Raw genomic sequence first — 22,098 nt, 5'->3', positions numbered from 1 at the left:
AGTATATAAATTCTGTCATGTAACGGGCTAATTATTTATAGGAAGCCATCAAAAATTCTCGATTCCTTATTTTAAACAGTGTACATTAACTGTTTTCTCAAAACAAGTCCTTGTTCCGTTTCTAAAGACACTTGGAATCCTAATTTTTTATACAACTCAAAATATCCGCCGAAATCTGATGATTGATAACTAGATTCTTTATACGGGTATGCCTCCACAAAGTCGAATCCATCTTGAACTGCATCCTTACATACACGCTCCAACAGCAGCGTGGCAATCCCTTGTCTTTTCATTGTCGGTGCAATCATAAAGCAGAATACGGATTTCACCTTTATATCTGTGTTAGATTCCTCTAAGGGCACATAGGACATAAATCTTTGCCAGCTAGCACATTTCACGCAATCAGATTTCGTATTGGCGTTACACCATCCGACCACCACGCCGTCATTATAGGCAAGATAACCTTGAATATTATTTTCTTTCACATATTGAAAGGCTAACTCTCTTCTTTTCTCTGCTGTTGAAAAGTCTTTGCACTTATAATCATCGTTACTCCAACACACACAGTAACATTTATGTTCATCCACGTTATCATCGTGTGGCGTAATATCAAAAAAGTTTACATATTCTTCTGCAAGATCTGGTGTCAACTTTCGTATTTCAATAGCCATTCATTACCTCCACTGATAGTAATATAGTATATCATATTAATTGTTTTAAATATAATGGTAAGTTGATTTGGTTTGATTTAAAGCATCACTTATACCCCACTATAAAATATAATTAAGTTATTTTAATAAAATTTGCTTTTCCCTTTCGTAATTCAGATTCTTATAGGAAAGAAAAGTAAAATAATCTAACGTGTTTAGTAATTCTGCACATTGATATTCATTTTCATTAATTTCTACAGGACAAATGGTTTCTTTGTGATAAAAAGAATCAGTACCATAAAGAAATCCTCCATCTAGACGGAAATACCCCATATAATCAGGGGTATATAAAGCGCTTCCAAAGTCAAAAACTCCCTTAATTTGTTTCGTATTTTTATCAATAAAAATATTATTCCAATGCAAATCTAGGTGTGAAAACACAGCTTTAGGCTGCGCAGTTTGATTTAATTTTCTACAATTTTCATTTACTTTATCTGTTATAATGTTACATTCATTTATTGCTATACTTCCATAACGCAAGCAGTCACCTAAGGCTATTTCTACAATGTTTTTGTATGAATCAGTCCACTGACTAAACCGTTTTATTTTCCCACTTTTATATATCCCTCCAAAGTAATCTGATTCCATGCGATTCATCTTTTCAATTATTCTCAAGGTTTGATTTTTTACATATTTCTTTTCCTCACTATTGAACAAGTTCCATAAGTTCCCTAGCAATTCATAATCCATATATTCTGTTATAATGAATTTTTCATCCAAATTATAATAAAGAATTTTCGGACAAGGTATCTCCTGGTTTTCACATAAAGCAGCACCTATTACTTCTCGTTCTATTTGATTTTCATACAAATCCGGAAGATTCATTTTATCTTGGATTTTAACAAAATATTTTTTGTCTCTATAACTTGCTATATAAGAGGAATTAACATCCCCATTGCTACATCGGCTAATGGTTATGTCTTCAGTACCTATACAAAATAAGTTTTCAAGCGTACTATTAAGAATTTTCATTTGTTTAACACCTTATCTGTTTTTAGTAGGATTATGCTTATGTGTGGTAGTTGTTTCATTCCAAAATCATTCCATCATCCGTCTGTATATTGTATTTGTCCGCACTTTCATATTAATATTTATTGATAATTGCATACTCCCGGATTTCTTCTAACAACGCTGTAAAATTCAAATCCTCGGTGGGTGCAGATAAAATGTGAAATTCTGTCCCATAATGCTCCGAAGAAAATCCATTTTCAAAAAATATTGAAAAGAAAGGGGTCATTTTATTGTGTATTTCTGTATCCTGTGGCTTTATTGTATGATATATCATTTCAATGAATTTTTCATCAAGCATTCCTTCAATGATTGTTCCAAACTCCCAATCACTCGTTTTTACTTCTCCATAGATAGATGCAGCTTTAATTTCCTCTGTTTCTTCATTCCAGCAATGGATTTCAAATCTCATACCAACCAAAGCGAACATAGTGACAAGTTTTCTCCAATAATGATTATCTGTTAAAGATTTGTCTATTATTTCTATACCAATTTGTGGATTCCCCATATGAACTCCCTCTCTAAATTTTGATTTCTGATTTATCCATACCAACAACTTGGAACTTGTAGCATATTAAACAGAGAAATTCTAAAACGATGTACCAAATAACCATTTTTCCAGCCAAAGATATTGATTATCAAGAAACTGCTCATTCACACAAGCCAATCCCTGACTTTCAATAATGGTCGACTGAATGTCAAAGTGTCGTATAGCTATAAAATAAAAAATAGCTTTTTCTTCTTCCTCACTTAAATTAAAATAATTTTCATAACCCTTCATAAACTCCATTACGTTTTTTTGTGTTTGCTTTAATCCATTTTTAAAATTATCGGCTGATAAGTCAAAATAATCTGTGGCATCACAGGCTGTTGCGACGTCATATACAGGGCTGGCAATCGCACATGCATCAAAATCAAAAAATACTATTTCATTCTTCTTTTGCCAAAACATATTTCCAACATGCAAATCCCCATGAATAAACCCAAGAGGTAAGTTTTTCACATTCTCCCATAGGTAATCACCTAATTCAACAAATTTAGTAATACCTCGATATTCTTTCGTCTTCATAATATCAAGATATCGCTTTATGAAGAACTCATAACCATGATTCGTAACATCTCCACTATAGGATTCCATTGATTTCCTCATGAAACCAGATTGTTTCCCAACGGCAAAAAGATTGCCTATTTTATCTACACATTCTCCAACTATGTATTCATATAAAACTACAACCTGGTTATTATATACAAAATGTTTCTTCTTCTTTAATGTCGTAATAATGCTTGGAACGTGAAAGTTAATCTCCTTTAAATATGTCATAACCTCTACAGATTGTAATGCCTGCTTCGTGTGTTCTTTACGAAATTTTTTTATTATAAATCTTTTATTATCCTTTGTGACTTCATAGACTTGTCCTATCCAGTCCCTTATCATATTTAGATTTTTAAAATCATTCCCGTAGTTTAATTCAATCTGTGCAAGAAATTCCATTCTATAATCTTCTCTCATAATTTATTTGATTATCAATTACTTCTCTCATACTTCACAGATTTATTTATTTTGCTGTATGATTGATAAAATCAACTTCATACTGCTGCTCACCGTATTTTCTTTCATTGTCAATAATAGTGCCTTCTGTAAGGTTAATCCGCAGCACGATTGAGGTCGGATTGTCTTCGTCGCCAACTTCATCGAACCAATCAAAGACATCTTTGAACCTGGCTCTAATTTCCGCATTCTTCTCATCCTTGACCCAACCGAGATTTTCGGCCGTACCTTGGAACGAATACCAGCCTAACCCACCAACAGAAACCTCGGTATTCTTCTCAATTTGCAGCATTTTATTTTTCTTGGCATCCGTAGAAACATAAAATGCACCGTCTTCATAATAGGCGCATACCATACGGACAGTGGGGCGGGGATTTCCGGCAGCACTTGTAGATAGCGAAATTGTGGCAAGGGCAATCACTTCTTCCTTGCCATTTCCACATCGCTCCTCCATCAGTTTCATTGCGTTCTCGTACTTACTCATTATTAATTTTCTCCTTTACGTTGATACCATTTATGTTGTAATAATAATCCAACCAGTTAAAAAGTGCCCCAAAGGTCTATAATTCCAGGCTCAGCCACAGAGCTGGACGAACTCCTCCGCTGTTATCACCGGTTGAAGGATGAATAGTATTACTACTATAGCGAAAGGTACCGTTTCCCTGTATACCTATATTGCCATCGCCATGGATATAGACAGCTCTTCTATTGTCACGCCCCGACGACCGAAGCCACCACCACCATCTATATCCATCGAATGTCGCTCTTCGCTTATCGTTGTTTTTGTCTTGCTTTTGAAACCAGTATCGTTGTTTGGGGCTGCGGTTCTCAAGGTTTTTACTACTGTCACCAAAGTATTTACATGCCACTTCTTCAATGCTTAATAGAAATATGTAATCTCTTGTATCTTCACCACCTCTTGAACCGTACCACTGATTGTCATGGTTTTTGTTCAATACAGGAATAATTCTTGACTGTTCGGCCACAGTGAATTTATTATAAAACTCACCGTTAAGATATTTTCTTAACGAGCAGTCAGCCCATGTTACATCACCAGGACTATTATTATAGGGGTGCTGTTCGATTATACATTCCGTTATAAGCAAGGCCGCATTTCCTTGTATATCAAGAATTCGCCAATGATAACCTCCAAATGGCATAACCTCACCGATAGTAAACTCTGTCATCCTCTTTCTCCTTGTATAATATGAAATTTTCAGTAATGAATTTGTCTGCTATACTCCACAGACTTATATTCTGGTTTTCTGTTTTTTCACATTGCGATTCTTGTCTTAAGCAAATGGTAATGGTATTTACGCGCTTTTAATTTGCTCTAACATATATTCAGCATATATGCTTGCCAAGGATTTATCCAAAACCATTTCTTCCCCAGTTTGATACTCTACCAATGCATTTGAAATCAGCTTTTTATATTTAGAATCTGCTATGTTCTCTATTCCCCATACGCCACCTTCCTGCTTTGATAATACCAAATTATCCTTTTTGTACGCTAATACTCTGCATAAATTCAGTATGATATACATTGGATTTTTTATTATCTCATCTTTTGCATTCTCTATATCGATCCAAATACTATCCATATAATCTTCTCTACTTACTTCTGAAAAAACGGATTTAATTTCTTTTCCATAGACCGTTTTTCCTCTGTGATAAATAATTTTAATATGTGCTGCTAAATCCTTATCTGTCCCTTTCATCTTTTCAACATAATCCTCAGGATTTGTTTGATACCAATTTAAATGTGCTATAGAAAAATGAAGTTCAAAAGGTGTTGGATATTCAAATGGGTTACAAACACTTTCTTTAACAATACTAAGCTCTATCCCCTTTTTTGGTGCTTCCCTATTTCGTTCAACAACCATGTTCATATAGTCTCGTTTATCTTCATTTGAATTCTCATTCTTAATAACAATAAGTAAATCAATATCACTTTTCTTATAGTTAAAACATCCCATCACAGCGGAACCATGAAGGTATATGCCTACAAGGTTATCACCTAAAATGTTTTTACTTTGCATGACAAAGTTATCTAATAAATTTCTATATCTATCCATTCTAAATATCACCTCATCAAATTTCGATTTATCTACTAATCTTTTTTACTAAATTAAAAATAGGATAGAAATTTGTTTGCACTGAAATTGACATGTTGTTATATGTCGACTAACTTAAGCCGTGTTACTCGACTTCTTTCAGCAAATCTTCTGCTGAGATACTGTACAGATTTGCGAGTGCCAAAAGATTTGAAGTGCTTGGGTCAGAAGTGCCGTTTTCCCATTTCGATACAGCTTGCCGGCTGACACCAATACTTTCCGCAACAAATTCCTGTGTCATTTTGCAACGAGTACGGTTTTCCTTTAGTGCCTCACCAAGCGACTTTTTTACTCTTTCTTTTTCTATTCGCACGTCGCTTGTGCGAATATATTTCAGAAGTGCTCGGATAACCAGTACAACAAGGATAATAATAACGGCTGTAATAGCGAGATAGATTAAAAAACCTCCAAGTAACAATGGAATATTAATGCTCATTTTGTATACCTCCTTTCTACGAACATTTTAACAGAAAATCCTTGTTGCCCAAACCAACTATTACGCAACCATCAGTTGCATTTCGGTTGCACTTGAAATTACTATACCTTTTATATTTTCTTACCTTAATATAAATTAGTTCATTACAATAGCCGTAACAATCCCCTTGTTTTCATAATCTTTATGAACGAAGAGCTTATCAACGAACCCGTTATCGTTCATTATGGATTATGCTTATTAACGATACTTATCAATTGTTTCATCACTCCATACATGCGCCTCAATATATCGTTCCGGACCGTTTTTCCCATCATCATTCCAATCCTGCGGTAATCCATACTTCTCAATAATTTTTAGTATTTCATCATATGTATAAAGCTTTTTTCGATATTCCCTACCATCATGAATCGTCGGGCTAAATGTAGGCATTGAATCACCGTAAGTAAATGAAATAGTCATACTATCAAATTCTTCAATAGGAATTCTAATAAAAGTACCATTTTCAAACCAAGTACTTAACCATGGACTATGCTCAATCACCATGTAATGGGGTGATTTTCTATTTATAATTCCCCCCTTTTTCTTAAACTCTGACCGGATTATACTCTCACAATTATGCCTATACTCCACATATTTATCGTGTCTTTGAGCACATTGTGAATTAGGTCTCGTTACTTTTAGCGTATTTAGAATGGATTTTGCTTCATCAATTGATAGTTCAGACAAGTTGACAAATGGCCCGATTGTTTTATCGAAATAATGATATAAATAAATTTTAACCACCACCTATAACATAATTTTTTTACTTCGCATTTACAAACCAATATCATATATAATCTGCAAATTTAACTTACCGTTTTTACATAAAAGGCCGAACAAACTATTACCAAACACCAAACATTCTCATTTTACAAAGTTAATATATGCAACGGTCTCTCCTAATTCTTTGGAACATTTCTTTTTCATTCATGTCCTGCTAACATCTCAAGCATATTCTTTATCTGAGATAGAGTACCTTCTACTAAATTCATACATACGCTTCTGCCTTTAAGGCCCGTCATCGCACTAACATGACATTCGTGAACTAACTCATCTATCACCAACATCTTCTCTCTTGCTGATTTACACTTTAACCAATTGTCTGTAAATGCTTTAAATATTTCTGTTGCGCGTCCTCCAGGTACATTATTTGCGTTACAGCTGCGGCGATATTCACGATAGGTATAGTAATATCCACATGGACAGGCTACCAATGCCGTATAGCTGGTGGATTTATGTACTGCGCCACAGAAATGGCATATTATTTCGCCTTTTTCTAAATGTTCGCGAGTATCTCTTGCTTGTTTACACCGAGTATAAAATGTGTAACCGATATCATCAAGCAAGTCCTCTTCAAGAAGTCCTTTCGCTTCGTCTTGATATAGTTTGATTAACTTATTTCTCGATACTTTTTCAGCCCATTTGCATTTATTAAATTTTGATGAATCGATATTTTTAGTTAAATCCGTAAGTTCTTTTTTCTCACGGTCTAAGCGAGTTTTTGTCCTATTAATTTGATTAGCCTTCTTAGCTGCTGTTAGTAAGGCATATCTTTCTTCATAGCCATCATCATACTTTGCTTTGCATTTTTCAAGCATGACATTGAAAGATTTTTCATCTTTTACAGTAATACCTAAAACTTCGAAAGAATCGTCGACGATTGTAACAGACAGCAGTTCAATGCGGTAGTTTCGGCAATAACCATACTTCCAGCCGTAAGTTTTATCAAAGCGGGGGTAGTTATTATATACTTTATAGTTAGTTACCATTTTATTGTCAAAGATTAAAAACAGCTCTCGGATTCTTTCTGGTAAAAACTCTATTAATTCCTCATACGTAGGCTTAACATTCTTTGGGAACTTTTCTATCCATTTCATAAACGGTATCCTTTCATATTACAAATCCTTGCAAATTTGAATTTGTGAAATTTTGTTTGTTTCACACTTATAAATATATCCAGTATCTTAGTATTATGTGTTCACCCTCATCTTAATTATAAGCAGCGATATTATCCATTAACCCACTACCAAGTTTTTCGCTTATATATGCTAATTTAGTATTTTGGTCATAGCTATTTAATAATACTATCTCCAGTTTCTGCTGTCTGAATGGCTCTTGAAATATGCTTATTTATTGATGTGTTATTTTTGTTTCATTCCAAAAGCAATCCACCGTCCATCTATATCTTCTAACACAAATTCTTTATTATTATAATCCGTCACATGGAGCGGACGAACAATCTTAGCTCCCTTACTGATAAACTCATTTTGTAATGCTTCTTGATTGTCTGCTACAAAATAAGCATCTTCCCCATAACCGTATAGTTCCCTATTTGTATGGACTTTTTCACTATTTGCTTTAGTCAATATTATTTCCACACTATCACGGTAAAGGCATATGTGGGGTTCTTTTACATCTAAATATTTAACAATTCTAAATCCCATAACTTCGTAATAATACCTGGCGGTTTCTTCGATATTCGGTGTAGGAAACACCGCAAGTATTGAATGTAAGTTTTTCTCCATATATAATCTCTCCTTTTGCGCCTACTAAAAATAACAAGCTTTACATTATGCTCATAGGTTTTCTTCAAGCCATATGCGAACAATTTCTATATCCCCTTTTTCCATAAAGGGATGTTCACTGCTTTGAGAAATTGACAGTTTGCAGTCATGGGATTTCACAAACTTTTGAATAACTTCTACTGATTGCAAATTGTCTTTTCCTCCATAAAGTATTGAAGTAGGGATATTCCATTTTTTAATTGGATGTTTTTTGATATACTGATAATAATCCCAACGCAATAAATCAACAGGTGTAGGAATTTCTTTTTCCAGATATAACTTTTCCTCAGTTATATCAAACCAACAAAACATTTGCTGAATAAGGTATTCCATGTCTAACACAGGCGATTGGAAAAGACAGTTCCTAAAATTTCTGTCTGCATAAGTATTTAAACTGAAGTATGCACCGAGACTGCAAGCAAACAATGAAACATCACGCCACTTTGAAAATGCGTAGTTACCAATCTCAGTAAGGTCATGCATACCATTCCAGATGTCACAACGATAATTACTCTCTTTTCTTTCACCATGTTCCGGCAAATCAAAACTAAGTGTTTGATAGCCCTTTTTATCTGCTATTTTAGCAAAATGCTCTGCCTGTTCTTTGCAAGACATTTTCCCATGAACATGAATGTATAGCTTGTCTGATTTTTCACCCCATATAATGGCTGGGATATTATTAATTTTAATGCTTTCAGCTTTCATTTTATTCCAATCTGTGTGCTTTAGCACACGTATAAATCAAGAGTTTGAAAAAAGTTTTATTATTCAAACTAACTCCACTGTGAGGTATTACCCTCCATAGTTTTTTAGTTACTCTTGCCTATTAATATATGTCAATAGTAATAAAATCCATTGCTTTGACCTCTTTATACATACAATTTATAAATTAACAGTTTAGTTCGAACTTTACCTTAATAAACCATATTCCAACCGGAAATTTTATCAAAGCAGGGATCGTTATTATATACTTTATAGTTACGGATTCTTTCTAGAAAAAATCGATTAATGCCTCATAAGGGGGCATAACATTCTTTGAACTTTTCTATCCATTTCATAAATGTTATCCTTTACATCACAAAATATTTCATACTACTTTAATCATAGATGGAATAGAAATTCATTGTAATAACCCCAAACAAGTTGACAGCTATCTTATATTTTTCGTTCCATGCAAATTGAATCTGGCATATCTGCATACTGTCCGTAATTTGGAATTATCTTATATCCTGCTTTTTTATAAACATGACAAGCTGCTTCCATCTGCCTGCCAGTTTCTAAAATACACCATTTATATCCTTTAATCTTTGCTTTAGCCTCTAAACGCCTTATCAATTCTGCCGCCAATCCCATATTTCGATTAGACGGTTCTGTATAAATACGTTTTAATTCCGCATGATCTTCGTCATACATTTTAAAAGCACCGCATGCAACCGGCTGACCCTCCTGATAAACAACCATTACATCTTGAATACTATCTCTTTTGTTATATTGTTCGTAATGACTTCTCTGCTGTTTACCCCCAACGATTTCATTAAGAGCACCGTCCAATCTGTCACAAAGCATGGCAAAATCAGGATTCTCCCCATTGGTATCTTTATACTCCAGTTTTGTCAATGTTAACAACTGTGTTTTGACCTTTTTACTGAATTTTTCCACGACCGCATCATATGCTTCATCAATCATCTGAAATAGCATTTCCATATTGGAAAAGGCATCTAAATCAATAGTATTCCAATATGGCTGCTGCACAGGTGGACAATGGTATCCGCGAACTATAATTTCCGGATAAAGCTGCCTGTAAAAATTTGCCTTTTCCGGCTCAGATTTTAATGTTATTTTAAAGAAGCTTGCTTCGGGATTAAACTGTGCAAATATTTTTCCCATTACCCGATAGCAAATCGGATATTTACCAAAAGGTCTTGATTCATATACTCCTAATTGATTTAAACAGTATGCTTCTATTGCCTGAATTATTTCCTTACAATTTTCCATGTTTTGTCTCCTATAATCAAGCTTAATTTATCTTTCTCATATGAACGAATCACCATATTTTTCTTTACATTATACCAAATTTCTACTGAAAAACATAGTGTTAAATAACCAATCTTTGTAATTAAATGTTATATTACTCTAACTTGATTACTACAAAAAAGAAGCTCAATATGTCTGTACTGACTAATGGACTTCTTGCTTTGCTACTTTGGAATTTTTATTCTTTTTCATTCTTTAGTATTTCCATCATCATTATTGCACCATATTTAAAGCCAAACGAAAATGAGTGTGCAGTTTCTAAAGAATTTGTTTCAGTTGTTATTTCCATCAATTCGGAAATATTTTCAAATATTTCTTGGTTCGTCAACTGCTTCAACTTATCCAAGAGAATTACAATCTGCTCATTCAATTTTTGGTATTCAGGTTCTTTTTTAATTATCCATTCGTCAGGATTAAGACTTCCATAATATAATTTTTTAATAATTGATTCCATATAAACCCTCTCGTTTTTAGAATTTTTTTATTGCATATAATAATCTCAATTTATTTTAGCGGTATTTCCGCTAAAAGTCAATAGCGGAATGACCGCTAAGTTATAATTTTCATGAGGTGATTAAATATGTATGAAAGAATTCGTAATTTAAGGGTGGACAAAGATTTAACTCAGTACCAAATGGCCGAATATCTTAACTGTAGTCAAAGAGTTTATAGCAATTATGAACGTGGCGAAGTTGATGTTCCAACACAGATACTTATTAAACTTGCTGATTTTCATAAAACCAACATTGATTATTTGCTGAATAGAACAAAATATAAAAAGCCATATCCCCCTTCATAATTTGTTTTAGTGAACATACCGCTAAAATACTATAGTGGTACATTCGCTAGGATATAATCGTTTATGGGGGTAAAGCATATGTATGAAAGAGTAAGAAATTTAAGAACAGATAGAGATTTAACGCAAAAGCAAATATCTGAATATTTAAATTGTAGCCAAAGAGTCTATAGTGATTATGAATGTGGAAAAGTTAGTATTCCAGTTCATGTCCTAATAAAACTCGCAGATTTTTACCAGACTAGTGTAGATTATTTGCTCGATAGAACCAACCAGAAAAAACCATATCCTAACTAAATAATTAATTTACCTACTTTCAGGCAGTCATATGTACAAATAAGCTTAACCGATTATTATATAATCGATTAAGCTTAGACAAACTCAGTATAACAAAGGGCTCCATACATTGTCCGACTTTTTTTCCAATCATGTGTGCTGTGTTATTCTATATTACAATATGTTTATATCATATTCCTTCGGCTGATTCACCTGAGCTTATTCTATTCATATCTAAACCATGACTTATAAAATAATTCAGTGTTTCATAGTCATATAGAATCATGGCCATAAATGCACTATCGGAAGCATAATCTTTCACAGAATAACCTAGTTCCTGTAATAATTCATACTTTTCAATTTTCGTTTCTCCTGTCTCTAATGCGTAACTGTACATGTTTTTTCCTATTCTGTCCTTTACATCACTCTTAGCCCCTAACTTTAATACCGCCTTTACTGTTTCCATATTAGAATATTTTAAAGCATATAAAAAGGCATGTTCTTTCTTTATGTCCAATTTTGCTTTTTTTGAAACCAATAATTCTATGGTTTCAATATGATTATAACATATGGCTAACATAACAGGATAAATCCATAAGCCCTCCATTCCATATAATAGAAGTGGCTGATTTACTAAAAATCCGTCTTCTATTGCAGTTTGAATGGCTTTCATGTTATTCGTAGTGATGTCTACCGCGATAGGGTCAATGATATTAAATTCAGGATAGCCTTTGATATATATACTCATTACGCCTTTGATAACTTTCTCTTCTGGTACAGCATAATTCCTGCACCAAAATAAACCACAGTAAGTATACATATCATAACGATTTCAAAAAGTACATCTGAAAGACCGGAGCCGAAATTAAGAATTTTGTTAAAGGCCGAAGCGGTGTGTGTGAGAGGTATTAAATCAGTAATCCCCAGGGGATGACCGAATATTTCTATCATATTTATCTTTGTCATAGGGAACATACTTCCGGAAAAGAACATCATAACAAAGAATGGGAAACAGCCAATGGTTAATACATCGAAAACTGTATTCAGAAAGCTTCCTATAATCAAACTCACCGAAACCATTGACAAACTGGATAAAATACCCACTACCAACACTGTAGCAAAGGAACCGGCGGCTTGATAACCAAGTCCTAAAGCAGTCCAATAAGATATGGTAAGTGCCACTACAGCAATTATTCCCTGAACAACAGTTATTCCACTTAAGAAGTTAAAAGAGCCAAGTGGGCTTAATTTTAACCGCATTAGGGTACGCTTATCATTTTCTCTTACAATGGAAGCTGATGATGTGAAAATAGTCATTAATACAGCCAATGAAATCAAACCGGGCACATACCCGTCAAATTCATTCATATTTGTATTTTTCTCTACAAAGGTTTCCGTTATGTAGGAGGGAAATTCCATCTCCTGCACTGTCATTCCCTGTTCATAAATACTGTTAGTAATAAACAAGGCAGCGATGGTATATTTTACATTTCCCATACTTCCATACATATCAACAGTAGGTATATCTTCACCGTGTAACTGATTTTCCAACTTAGTGGAATAATCCGCCGGTATTACAAGTCCCAAATCAATGGTTTTATCCTTTAGCTTTTTAGTCAGTTCTTCTGCATTATTATAATACTTTACGTCGAATAGCTTGGCTTCATCCATTTTCAAAGTTTCAATTTCACGAATCAGCTCCTGGGTTTTCTGGCCGGAATCCAGATTCGCAATACCTACCTTATAAGTAGTAGCCTCTCCTCCATAAAACAGCCATATCAAAAATACGAAAAAAGGTGAAAAAAGGAGTACCAGAAGGAGTGCCTTCCAATCTCTCATATTTTCTTTAAATGCTTTGATAAACGATGCTAAAAATTTCATTCTCTAAGCCCCCTTCCCGTAACCGCTATGAATACATCCTCTAGCGTACGTTTTCTTACGGTCATATCCTCAACCTGGATCTTATTATTTTCCATAATGGTACTTACCTTTGGCACAAGTTCAAGTATATTTTTTGCACTTAAAAACAAGTATCCATCAGAATACTTTTTCTCTTTCACTTCCTGGGGTATGGCATTTAAAAGCTTTGCAGCGGACTGTTGATTGATATTTTTTATCCGTATTTGCAGAATATCTCCCTCACCGGATTTTTTCTTTAATTGTTCAGGTGTGTCAGTATATAGGATTTTTCCATGGTCTATAATTGCAATCCTGTCGGATAATCGGTCAGCTTCATCCATATCATGGGTGGTAAGAATTACTGTCTTTTCTTTTGCTAATTCTTTAATATAGTCTCTGACAAGAATTCTGCTTTGAGGGTCAAGCCCTGCCTGAGGTTCATCCAGAATGATAAGCTTTGGGTCATGTACTAATGCTAAAGCTATATTAAGTCTTCTTTGCATTCCCCCTGACAGAGTCTTAGCAAGCTTATTTCTTTTATCGCCAAGTCCTAGGTCTTCTAGAATCTGATTCCCTTTTTTCTTAGCCGTATCAGAATCTAATCCATAGGACATACCGGTAAAAACCAACTGTTCCAGACACGTTAACAATTCCCATATTATGATTTCCTGAGGACATAAGCCGATAAGATGCTTCACTTTCTTATAATCATTTGCCAAAAGATGTCCATCTAACTTGACATTTCCGGAATCGGCCTTGATTAACCCACACAACATTCGTATGGTTGTTGTCTTTCCTGCACCATTTGGCCCGAGAAAACCAAATATTTCACCCTTGTTCACAGTGAAATGAACGTTATCAACAGCTATGAGCTCTTGATATCTTTTATTTAATCCTTCCACACTAAGAAAAGCTTCCTCCCTTTTCTTAATCATTCGCATCCCCTCCTTTTACTGAGAAAAAACCTCTGCCAATTCCAATTCTGGCATATATAGTGAACTAATAGGAATATTTTACTTTGACTCAAAATAGTTTATCACATTTTTCCATTTACTGTCAATATTTTAACAATCAGCCTATACTAAAAGTTTTATAACCCTATAAATCTTGGAGTTGTATTGCAAAAGGAAGTAAAATCCTCACCATAAATTCTTTTTAGATTCTTCTCTTCTATCACTATCGTAATATAAATCATGATTAAATACGTAATCATGGAAACTACCGATATTGGCGTAAACCATGCCACATTAAACCCTATCACCGTAATACCGTAACCCACATATTGAGGATTTCTTGTATACCTGTACAATCCCGTGGTAATAAGTTCATTAGTATTAACTCCCATGGTTCTGGTAAAAGTTCCAAAGTTAATCATAGCGATTACCATAATAACAAGACCCGAAACAATTAAAAGAATGCCCGTAGTTCTTAAGAGAAAGTTATCCGCCTGTTCATAGATAGAGTTACAGGTGGCATAATCCATAATAAGGCCATGCACGCAAAACCATACAAGTAATATGACCGAGCCCGGCAGAGTAAGTCTCCCTTTTTTCTTATAATCATATGTCATTTTTACTGCTGAAATTATCATGAGAACAAAAAATAATATGAATAAACCTATCATTGATTTTTCTGTATACATACCTCATCTCCCTTTTTTTATACTTACCCTCTTTGCTATTTAAATGAAACTGTTACACTTGGGGGAAACTATCATAACTCCATTTTAAAAGCCTTTGTTTAAAGCCATTCTTTCAATGAAGGCTTCAAATCTAGTTGTAATTTGTGATTCTGAAAAATATCTTTCATCCATGGTATCTGAATCAAATAATAGAACGGGTACCTTTAACTCTTCTAAAATTCTGCTTCTTATATCGTATTGGGGCAGGGACTGGGGTCGGCAGCTTCTGTCATTATGCAGAATCACTCCGTCGATACGATACTTTTCCACCATTTTTTTAATTTGATTAAATTTATGCTGGCCCCCGCGATGTACATCTGACATCAGCATGGATTCTGCCGTATATTCAATCATTTCTTTTCTTACTTGTTCATAGGTTTCATTCTGCTTGGTATACTTTAGCCAAAGCTTGGCATTCTCGATTTGTTCTTTTGTCACAGGATAATGAAAGTCAAAATTCACGGGACTGTTTAATTCATCATGCATGGCTAAATAGGTGCCGGTTACTAAGGATACCTTATGTTCATCAAATAGTTGTTTGAAAAATCTTTTCTTCGAATATATAGGCAGGTAATGCCAAAGGATTCTATACTTTTCTTCATTTTCAATCTGCTTGTTTCTTTCCACCTGACTAAATACTTCATTGTACAGAGCAGCCAGCATTGAAAGTAATTTATCCTCCGTATCCATTGTAAGAAAGCAGGAAGTGTACATGTATAAATCCAGAGCATTCACAGGAGCAGGCGTTACTATATTCGCTTCGCAAATCTCTCCCCACATCTCAGAAAAGGTTTGAATATTGGCATAACTTTCAAGCAGGTTGTTTACATCAAGTTTATGCCCTATTTTATTTTCTAGAATACCAAACATTTCATCTATCTGAATTGACGCATATTGAAGCATGTCCTCATTTGCCTGATTATAAATAAAAGGAAAATCCAAATCTATTAAATCAACTCCCATATGTTTACTGATAAAGCTAAAGCCTTTTGATATTTGTCCGCAGGTACTATTAGAAGTAATTAATATGTCCGGTTTTGGTATGTCAAATGCCGTTCCGTTCTCACAGAGTACCGCCCCAATCACACCTTTTACTTCTCCGCAGATGTTGTGGGGAATTTCCCATCTACTTTCTAAATTATCAATCATTGTTTTTACAGAATTACGCTGCGCCTGAAACGCCGCATGGATTTGGGGATACACAGGAACAATCCCCATTGCTCTAAATAGATATGCCGGAATATCTACTCCAACCCATGCTACCGGCTGCTTTTTTTCCTTTAATTTATGCATTCCGTTATAATGCTGTAATAATAAATTATTCAGCATTCTTGTGGAACGAGACAAATCTGCCATATTACTATTTGATTTCTTTTGCAATTGATTCAACTAAATGCACCATCCTCTCTATAATGATTCCACAAATGCCTCAATTCTAGTTTGTAATTGAGCAAAGTTATTGGTATTAATTACTGTTTCAATTAACAGTGTTTTTATTTTTTCCTCTGCAAACTTCTTTTTTACATATGCATACTCCATAAATTGCGGGTCACAGAATGGAAAATAAACAAATATTATTCCGTTACAGCCCGTTTCCGTATATTTATCTCTAAGAATTTGTTCATAACTACTATGTTTATAGTTTTTTACCGGACAAAATAAGCTGGTGGTATTCTCTGCAAAAGCATCGGGATACTTATATTCACAAACTTCATTTCTTGGAATCATTCTGGCACCCTCGCATAAATCATCGTTCATGACAATCGCATCACTTTCTTCAATTGCTTTAATAATATTTAAGTTAAGATTAAGTATGCCGGATATGAGAATTTTCTTTTTCTCACTTTTTAATTGTTGCTGGGTTTCATTCTCCAACTGGTTTAACAATTCTCGCAGCAGCTCATTATGTTTTTCTTTCGGCATATAGAGTCCTGCCATAATCACTGCTAAGCTGTCATAACCGCTTATTAGCCCTGTATTATCCTTTCTAAGCCGATACAATTCCTTAAGCAATCGTCTGTTTTCTTTATATGTATTGTAACTTTCTTCCATTTTTTCTTCCTTAAGCTGTATGCTTAAGGTCTCTTCCAGCTCCGATCTAAAATTACATATTTCCTTTTTGACATAATTAAAAGCAGCTTCTGAATCCAGATTAGCCGGTACATTATATACAAAAATATTTTTGTTTGTAATAGTAGGTGCTATGTTTGCCGTAACCTGCAAAGTGTCGCAGCAATGTCCAAATACAACCCCATCTAAGATCTCAGCGTCCTCAGAACTTAAAAAGTCAATCATACTTTTTACATATTCACAACAATTGCTTGTTATATATTTTTCAGAATTGATAAACTTATTTGAAAACCCCATGATTCTAACCGGTATATAACCGGAAGCGTGTAATAATTCTTCCGGTGGGAAGATACAGATATAGCCTATATATTTCTGCCCCGTTTTTTCTTTTTCTTCCTTCATATATTTGATAGGATTATCAACGATTCGATGACACTCCAGGTATATTTCATTTATTTTCATACGTATACTCCTTTTTCATATATGCCAATAAGTTTTATGGCTAAACACATATCCCGGGGCACTAACCGTTTTATGCTGTTCTCCCATATAATAACTTGTCCAGTTTAGGTTCATTCCTTGTACATAACACTCTGCCACTGCCCTTTTAAAGCCCTTAAAAGTAGATAATGTTTCACTTTTTATAAGGTTAAGCTTTGGCTGCCTTTGTATAAGACTTGCTAACGCCTCCTCATTCCAATGCTCCAACCACTGACTGATTGTAATTGGTTCCGGAACCGTAATGTCTATTCCTTCCATGAACCACTTCAATAATTCGTTCGTACTACTGTCTCGATTGATTGGAGTCATCTTATCTCTGTATATCAGATTCAAATCCTTGGAATTGATAACTCCTGCTATAAGCAGCGAAGAAGTCACACCAATTTTACCTACACCATACAGACCATTTACTTTCACTCCTATCTGTTTTAGCGTATGGTATACTGCCTCATTATGAACAATTGCCAGCACCCATTCCTCTTCTTCGCCTATCATTGGGTTATAGTTCTGGTCTATCACATATTTTTGAATGGTTTCTTTATAATCAGCAGGCAATTCATTCACCAGCTCCTGAACTATTTTTTGATACAAGAAGGAGCTATTGTAAAAACATACTATGTCATTTATACCGGGTGCTGCCTGATGAAAGATAAGAAGCTGCTTCGGCCTTTTATTCTCCTTGCCACCATAAAAAATTTCCTTGCTACCGACCCCATTCTCTGCTAGATCCTCCAGTTTTTCTTTTAGCTCACCTACTGTTTCACCTTCCAGTGCTATCCGATAATTGTAATGCTCCCTTTTGCTTGCCAGAGTATAACACAAGTCGGAAAGATTCATTTCTGCTCCTCTTTTATCAATATACTCTTTTATATGTTTACTTATCTCTACTAATGTTTCTTTACTTTGAGAAGACAACGTAAGCAGATACCCTTTATCATTCTCTTTTCTACTGTCATCAGACTTGTCAACATATTCTTCTAAGATTACATGTGCATAAGTACCGCCAAAGCCAAAACAATTTATCCCTGCTCTACGGATTTCTCCATTCGGTATCCAATCGGATAATTTACTATTCACATAAAAGGGCGAATTAACCATATCAATTTTTTTGTTCTTTCTTTCAAAATGAATTAAGGGTGGAAGTTTACGCTTTTGTAATGACAAAATTACTTTTATAATTGCTAAAACCCCAGCGGCCGATTCTGCATGACCGATATTTGCCTTTACCGTTGCTATTGCACAAAATTGCTTTTTATTTGTCATCTGTTTAAAAGCATCGGACATTGCCCTGAATTCAGAATAGTCCCCAAGCTCTGTCCCTGAACCATGTGTTTCTATGTAAGATATTGATTCCATAGCGATACCGGATTTTATATAAGCTTCCTGTATCGCCTTTTTCTGAGAAACAGGATTTGGTGTATTTAGACCGTTTGACTTTCCTGCATGCATTATAGAGGTGCTTTTAATTACAGCATGAATATTGTCACCATCCTCCAATGCCTTAGTAAGTGGTTTTAAAAGTAGGGCACCGACTCCTTCCCCCCTTATATAACCATTTGCCTGTTCATCAAAGGATCTTATTTTTCCATCCGTTGATAACACTTTTGCTTTTGAGAAGATAATGTGATTCTCAGGTGCTAAGGTAAGATTAACGCCACCGACTAATGCCATTTCACATTCCCCTGCAATAATATCCCTACATCCATTATGCAGTGCTACCATGGAGGAGGAGCAAGCGGAATCGATAGCCATGCTAGGCCCGTTAACATCTAAGACGTAGGATATCCTATTCGCAACAATAGAAAAAGCATTGCCGGCTGCTACGTGAGGCGATAGTTTTTCATAGGCTTTCTCACCAAGATGGACATATTCATTGTTACAAATTCCTATATACACCCCTGTTCTGGTTTTAGCCAGGCTTCCATTGCTGTAACCTGCGTCCTCCACTGCCTTCCAGGCTACTTCTAGCATTAACCTTTGTTGGGGATCCATCATCGGTGCTTTATTAACAGAGATTCCAAAAAAAGTTGGGTCGAATTCGTCAATACCGTGAAGAAAGCTCCCGTACTTACAATCTGTTTTGCCCGGCGCGTCTGAATCTTCTGAATAGAAGGTATCGTTATTCCATCTGCTTTTAGGAATTTCAGTAATTGCTGACTTTCCTTCACATATGAAATCCCAAAATTCTTCCTCATCCTCTGTTTCAGGGAATCGACCGGACATACCGATTACTGCAATCTCATATGCCCCCTCTCCCTTCTCTTTTTCCAATTCAGGTAACTCATTTTTAGTTTTGTTACCAGTTAATACGATTTCTTTTACCGCTCTTTCTCCTTCATTACTTGCAGGAATTGTGAATTGAGAAAGATTGCTTTTCGTCACTTCCTTAGCTGCCTTAATAGACTTACCAGCTATCTTTGTCAAATACTCACTTAATGCATCTATGGTGGGATAATCAAATAGTATCGTGGCATCCAGTATAACGTCGAATTCCCCATTCAGTTTTCCCAAAAGCTCTTCTACAATAATGGAATCTACGCCGTAATCACCAAAGACAGCTCTTAAATCAAATTCGCTCTTATCAATATGTAACACTTCTGATAATACCTCAATCACCTTATCTGCTACTTCCGATTTATTACTACCATCAATGGTTTTTGGCTTTACTTTCGTGTCGCTTAGCGTCTTCTCTTTGCTGTATGACACTACTTGGGATTCCTCCGCTTTACTTGAGCTACCTACCGGTTTATCCAGTGACTTTATCGTAAGTCCCCTTATATGTACACAGCCATTTCCTTTCGTGTCATACAGAGAGATATCATATCGTTTGACAGGTGATTGTTCTGAATTCGTATCCCTTTGCTTGCTGCGGCATATAGATATCTCTTCAAAAGGTTTCCGGTAAATAATCTCTTCTATATAATATGGTAAATAAACCCTGTTTCCTTGCTCATAAAATGTATGCAGCCCCGCTGCCTGAAAGGCACTGTCTAATACTGCCGGGTGAAGAAGATAGACCCTGTTCTTATCCGTTCTTCCAGTTGGAATACCTAACTTTGCAGACACTTCTTTCTCATGCATCCAAATACTCTCAATACATCTAAAAAATGGCCCGTAGGAAAGTCCGGCTTCCTTATACATTTCATATACCTCTTCTTTCCCAAGGTATTTTCCATCACTTTCATTCACGTTTAAGAGATTGCAAGGTGATAACTCTTCCTTTGCTTCTTCCACCTGACCTTCTACATGCCCTATAAAACCACCCTCTTCATTTAGGGACAATACTTGGAATTTATAAAGGCTTCCTGCATTTTCATAAGTAATATGTACTTTTTTTGTACTGCTGTTTGAAAATATCATCGGTGTATTAAATTTAATTCTTTTTAGCGTTACACCATACTCTGCATTGAAATGCTCAAAGTTAGCAAGTACTAGTTCCATATAGGCAGCAGCGGGAAGGATAGTCAAACCGGAAATCACATGATCCTTAACTACATCATGCTCTAAAAGATTTAATTCAATTTCAAATGTTTCCATAAAGTACTCCCTCTTTATCGATGAGATACTGTTTCTTGCCAGGGTGTGTTTGAAAACCCATTATCTAAGACCTATTATGTATCTCTTCATCTCAAACTGTGACAATTCCATGACAACCATCCCTCTTTCATCACATACGGTTAAGTCATATACTAGCTTTTCAGGATTTTTAGAACTATCTGTATACGTTGTTCCATAACAATAACATTTACCTGTAGGAATTTTTAATATTCTGATTCTTTTGATGAAGCTCGGCACATATATAATCTTTTCATCTCCTCTGTAAATGGACCCTATGGATTGTATAGCTCCGTCCATGTAGGCTGGGAATATGGAGAGTGGATATAAAGGGCTTTTATCATTTATCTTCTCAGATTCGATTACCGATATAAATTCAAAGATATTCTGATGTACCTCCTGAACGGTTTTATAATATTTCCCATAATAAATACCACTCCGTTCATATCTTTTATAAAACGCCTCTTTTTCAATAAACTCCTTACATCGTGCCTGAATTTCTGTAAGGAGTAAGGAATCCTCTCTCTGAAAAGAGGATTCTCTTATTTTCCCATATACATGCAAGCTATTTTTATCCAGTTTCTGACTTACTACCTTAAATCGATATACCGCACCGTCTTGTTCCAGCTCGACAAAAACATTTACAGGCACATCCTGTTCTATGATTAAGGCATTTAATATAGAAACTTCTAAAAATTCCAACTCATTGGAAGAAGTGTTAATTACAAAAGCTTCCTTAACCATAGCCAAGTAAACTGCTGCCGGTACAACGTAATCCTTCTGAAACTTATGGTCTGATACTATATCCTGCTCTGCTGATAATACAGTTTTGTAGGTTCCTAGATTCTGATTCTCCATTCTGCTTT

At 35.1% G+C, this 22,098-nt stretch carries 24 protein-coding genes; 2 read left to right on the top strand and 22 right to left on the bottom strand.

All coding sequences use genetic code 11. From position 1 onward, the window contains the following. Positions 1-71 precede the first annotated feature (71 nt). The 14 genes from acsn021_RS10055 to acsn021_RS09990 form a co-directional block, all read right to left on the bottom strand. Positions 72-671, bottom strand: a complete 600-nt coding sequence (locus tag acsn021_RS10055; RefSeq protein WP_184093323.1) for a GNAT family N-acetyltransferase — start codon at positions 669-671, stop codon at positions 72-74. Positions 672-788: 117 nt separating this feature from the next. After that, positions 789-1,682 carry a phosphotransferase gene (locus acsn021_RS10050; RefSeq protein WP_184093324.1) on the bottom strand — a complete coding sequence of 298 codons (894 nt, stop codon included), beginning with the start codon at positions 1,680-1,682 and terminating at the stop codon, positions 789-791. A 112-nt stretch (positions 1,683-1,794) separates the two neighbouring features. After that, a complete protein-coding gene (locus tag acsn021_RS10045) occupies positions 1,795-2,226 on the bottom strand; it encodes a hypothetical protein (RefSeq protein WP_184093325.1) in 432 nt (143 codons plus the stop codon). A gap of 81 nt (positions 2,227-2,307) precedes the next feature. Next, entirely contained in the window at positions 2,308-3,210 is a 903-nt protein-coding gene (locus acsn021_RS10040; RefSeq protein WP_184093326.1) for a phosphotransferase enzyme family protein, read from the bottom strand. A 64-nt stretch (positions 3,211-3,274) separates the two neighbouring features. Next, positions 3,275-3,751, bottom strand: a complete 477-nt coding sequence (locus acsn021_RS10035; protein WP_184093327.1) for a pyridoxamine 5'-phosphate oxidase family protein — start codon at positions 3,749-3,751, stop codon at positions 3,275-3,277. A gap of 76 nt (positions 3,752-3,827) precedes the next feature. Then, a complete protein-coding gene (locus acsn021_RS10030) occupies positions 3,828-4,454 on the bottom strand; it encodes a DUF6273 domain-containing protein (RefSeq protein WP_184093328.1) in 627 nt (208 codons plus the stop codon). Positions 4,455-4,580: 126 nt separating this feature from the next. After that, the gene (locus tag acsn021_RS10025; RefSeq protein ID WP_184093329.1) at positions 4,581-5,342 is read right to left on the bottom strand and encodes an aminoglycoside adenylyltransferase domain-containing protein; all 762 of its coding nucleotides are present in this window, start codon (positions 5,340-5,342) and stop codon (positions 4,581-4,583) included. 124 nt (positions 5,343-5,466) lie between these two features. Continuing rightward, the gene (locus tag acsn021_RS10020) at positions 5,467-5,817 is read right to left on the bottom strand and encodes a helix-turn-helix transcriptional regulator (protein WP_184093330.1); all 351 of its coding nucleotides are present in this window, start codon (positions 5,815-5,817) and stop codon (positions 5,467-5,469) included. Between the two features lie 237 nt (positions 5,818-6,054). Then, complete coding sequence (locus acsn021_RS10015; protein WP_207725153.1) at positions 6,055-6,543, bottom strand: hypothetical protein; 489 nt, start codon at positions 6,541-6,543, stop codon at positions 6,055-6,057. Between the two features lie 236 nt (positions 6,544-6,779). Continuing rightward, positions 6,780-7,733 carry a hypothetical protein gene (locus tag acsn021_RS10010; protein ID WP_184093331.1) on the bottom strand — a complete coding sequence of 318 codons (954 nt, stop codon included), beginning with the start codon at positions 7,731-7,733 and terminating at the stop codon, positions 6,780-6,782. A 264-nt stretch (positions 7,734-7,997) separates the two neighbouring features. After that, positions 7,998-8,381 carry a VOC family protein gene (locus tag acsn021_RS10005; protein ID WP_184093332.1) on the bottom strand — a complete coding sequence of 128 codons (384 nt, stop codon included), beginning with the start codon at positions 8,379-8,381 and terminating at the stop codon, positions 7,998-8,000. A 51-nt stretch (positions 8,382-8,432) separates the two neighbouring features. After that, positions 8,433-9,125, bottom strand: a complete 693-nt coding sequence (locus acsn021_RS10000; RefSeq protein WP_184093333.1) for an alpha/beta hydrolase — start codon at positions 9,123-9,125, stop codon at positions 8,433-8,435. Between the two features lie 450 nt (positions 9,126-9,575). Continuing rightward, positions 9,576-10,415 (bottom strand): GNAT family N-acetyltransferase, encoded by an 840-nt coding sequence (locus acsn021_RS09995; protein ID WP_184093334.1) that lies wholly within the window; start codon positions 10,413-10,415, stop codon positions 9,576-9,578. 217 nt (positions 10,416-10,632) lie between these two features. After that, on the bottom strand, positions 10,633-10,908 hold the full coding sequence (locus tag acsn021_RS09990; RefSeq protein WP_184093335.1) for a DUF6809 family protein: 276 nt from the start codon (positions 10,906-10,908) through the stop codon (positions 10,633-10,635). 126 nt (positions 10,909-11,034) lie between these two features. On the opposite strand from acsn021_RS09990, the gene acsn021_RS09985 reads away from it, so the two are divergent. Together acsn021_RS09985 and acsn021_RS09980 are read left to right on the top strand one after the other, a co-directional pair. Then, positions 11,035-11,253, top strand: a complete 219-nt coding sequence (locus tag acsn021_RS09985; RefSeq protein ID WP_184093336.1) for a helix-turn-helix domain-containing protein — start codon at positions 11,035-11,037, stop codon at positions 11,251-11,253. Positions 11,254-11,331: 78 nt separating this feature from the next. Then, positions 11,332-11,547, top strand: coding sequence for a helix-turn-helix domain-containing protein (locus tag acsn021_RS09980; RefSeq protein ID WP_184093337.1), 216 nt, complete (start codon positions 11,332-11,334; stop codon positions 11,545-11,547). Between the two features lie 169 nt (positions 11,548-11,716). Here the strand turns inward: acsn021_RS09980 and acsn021_RS09975 are convergent, their stop codons facing one another. The 8 genes from acsn021_RS09975 to acsn021_RS09940 all read right to left on the bottom strand — a co-directional run bounded on the left by acsn021_RS09975 (position 11,717) and on the right by acsn021_RS09940 (position 22,090). After that, positions 11,717-12,274: an ankyrin repeat domain-containing protein gene (locus acsn021_RS09975; RefSeq protein ID WP_184093338.1), complete on the bottom strand. Its 558-nt coding sequence runs from the start codon at positions 12,272-12,274 to the stop codon at positions 11,717-11,719. After that, positions 12,274-13,407 (bottom strand): ABC transporter permease, encoded by a 1,134-nt coding sequence (locus acsn021_RS09970; protein WP_184093339.1) that lies wholly within the window; start codon positions 13,405-13,407, stop codon positions 12,274-12,276. The genes acsn021_RS09975 and acsn021_RS09970 overlap by 1 nt, the downstream gene beginning before the upstream one ends. Further along, entirely contained in the window at positions 13,404-14,360 is a 957-nt protein-coding gene (locus acsn021_RS09965; RefSeq protein WP_184093340.1) for an ABC transporter ATP-binding protein, read from the bottom strand. Before acsn021_RS09965 ends, acsn021_RS09970 begins: the two co-directional genes overlap by 4 nt. Positions 14,361-14,515: 155 nt before the next feature. Beyond that, positions 14,516-15,067 (bottom strand): methyltransferase family protein, encoded by a 552-nt coding sequence (locus acsn021_RS09960; RefSeq protein WP_184093341.1) that lies wholly within the window; start codon positions 15,065-15,067, stop codon positions 14,516-14,518. An 84-nt stretch (positions 15,068-15,151) separates the two neighbouring features. Further along, a complete protein-coding gene (locus acsn021_RS09955) occupies positions 15,152-16,495 on the bottom strand; it encodes a 2-hydroxyacyl-CoA dehydratase subunit D (RefSeq protein WP_184093342.1) in 1,344 nt (447 codons plus the stop codon). Positions 16,496-16,513: 18 nt separating this feature from the next. Beyond that, positions 16,514-17,638 (bottom strand): 2-hydroxyacyl-CoA dehydratase subunit D, encoded by a 1,125-nt coding sequence (locus tag acsn021_RS09950; protein ID WP_184093343.1) that lies wholly within the window; start codon positions 17,636-17,638, stop codon positions 16,514-16,516. A 15-nt stretch (positions 17,639-17,653) separates the two neighbouring features. After that, positions 17,654-21,214, bottom strand: coding sequence for a beta-ketoacyl synthase N-terminal-like domain-containing protein (locus acsn021_RS09945; protein ID WP_184093344.1), 3,561 nt, complete (start codon positions 21,212-21,214; stop codon positions 17,654-17,656). Positions 21,215-21,274: 60 nt separating this feature from the next. After that, complete coding sequence (locus acsn021_RS09940; RefSeq protein WP_184093345.1) at positions 21,275-22,090, bottom strand: polyketide synthase dehydratase domain-containing protein; 816 nt, start codon at positions 22,088-22,090, stop codon at positions 21,275-21,277. Positions 22,091-22,098 lie beyond the last annotated feature (8 nt).

Source organism: Anaerocolumna cellulosilytica (genome assembly GCF_014218335.1).
Taxonomy (GTDB): Bacteria; Bacillota; Clostridia; order Lachnospirales; family Lachnospiraceae; genus Anaerocolumna; species Anaerocolumna cellulosilytica.
This window is presented reverse-complemented; position numbering and strand designations above follow the sequence as displayed.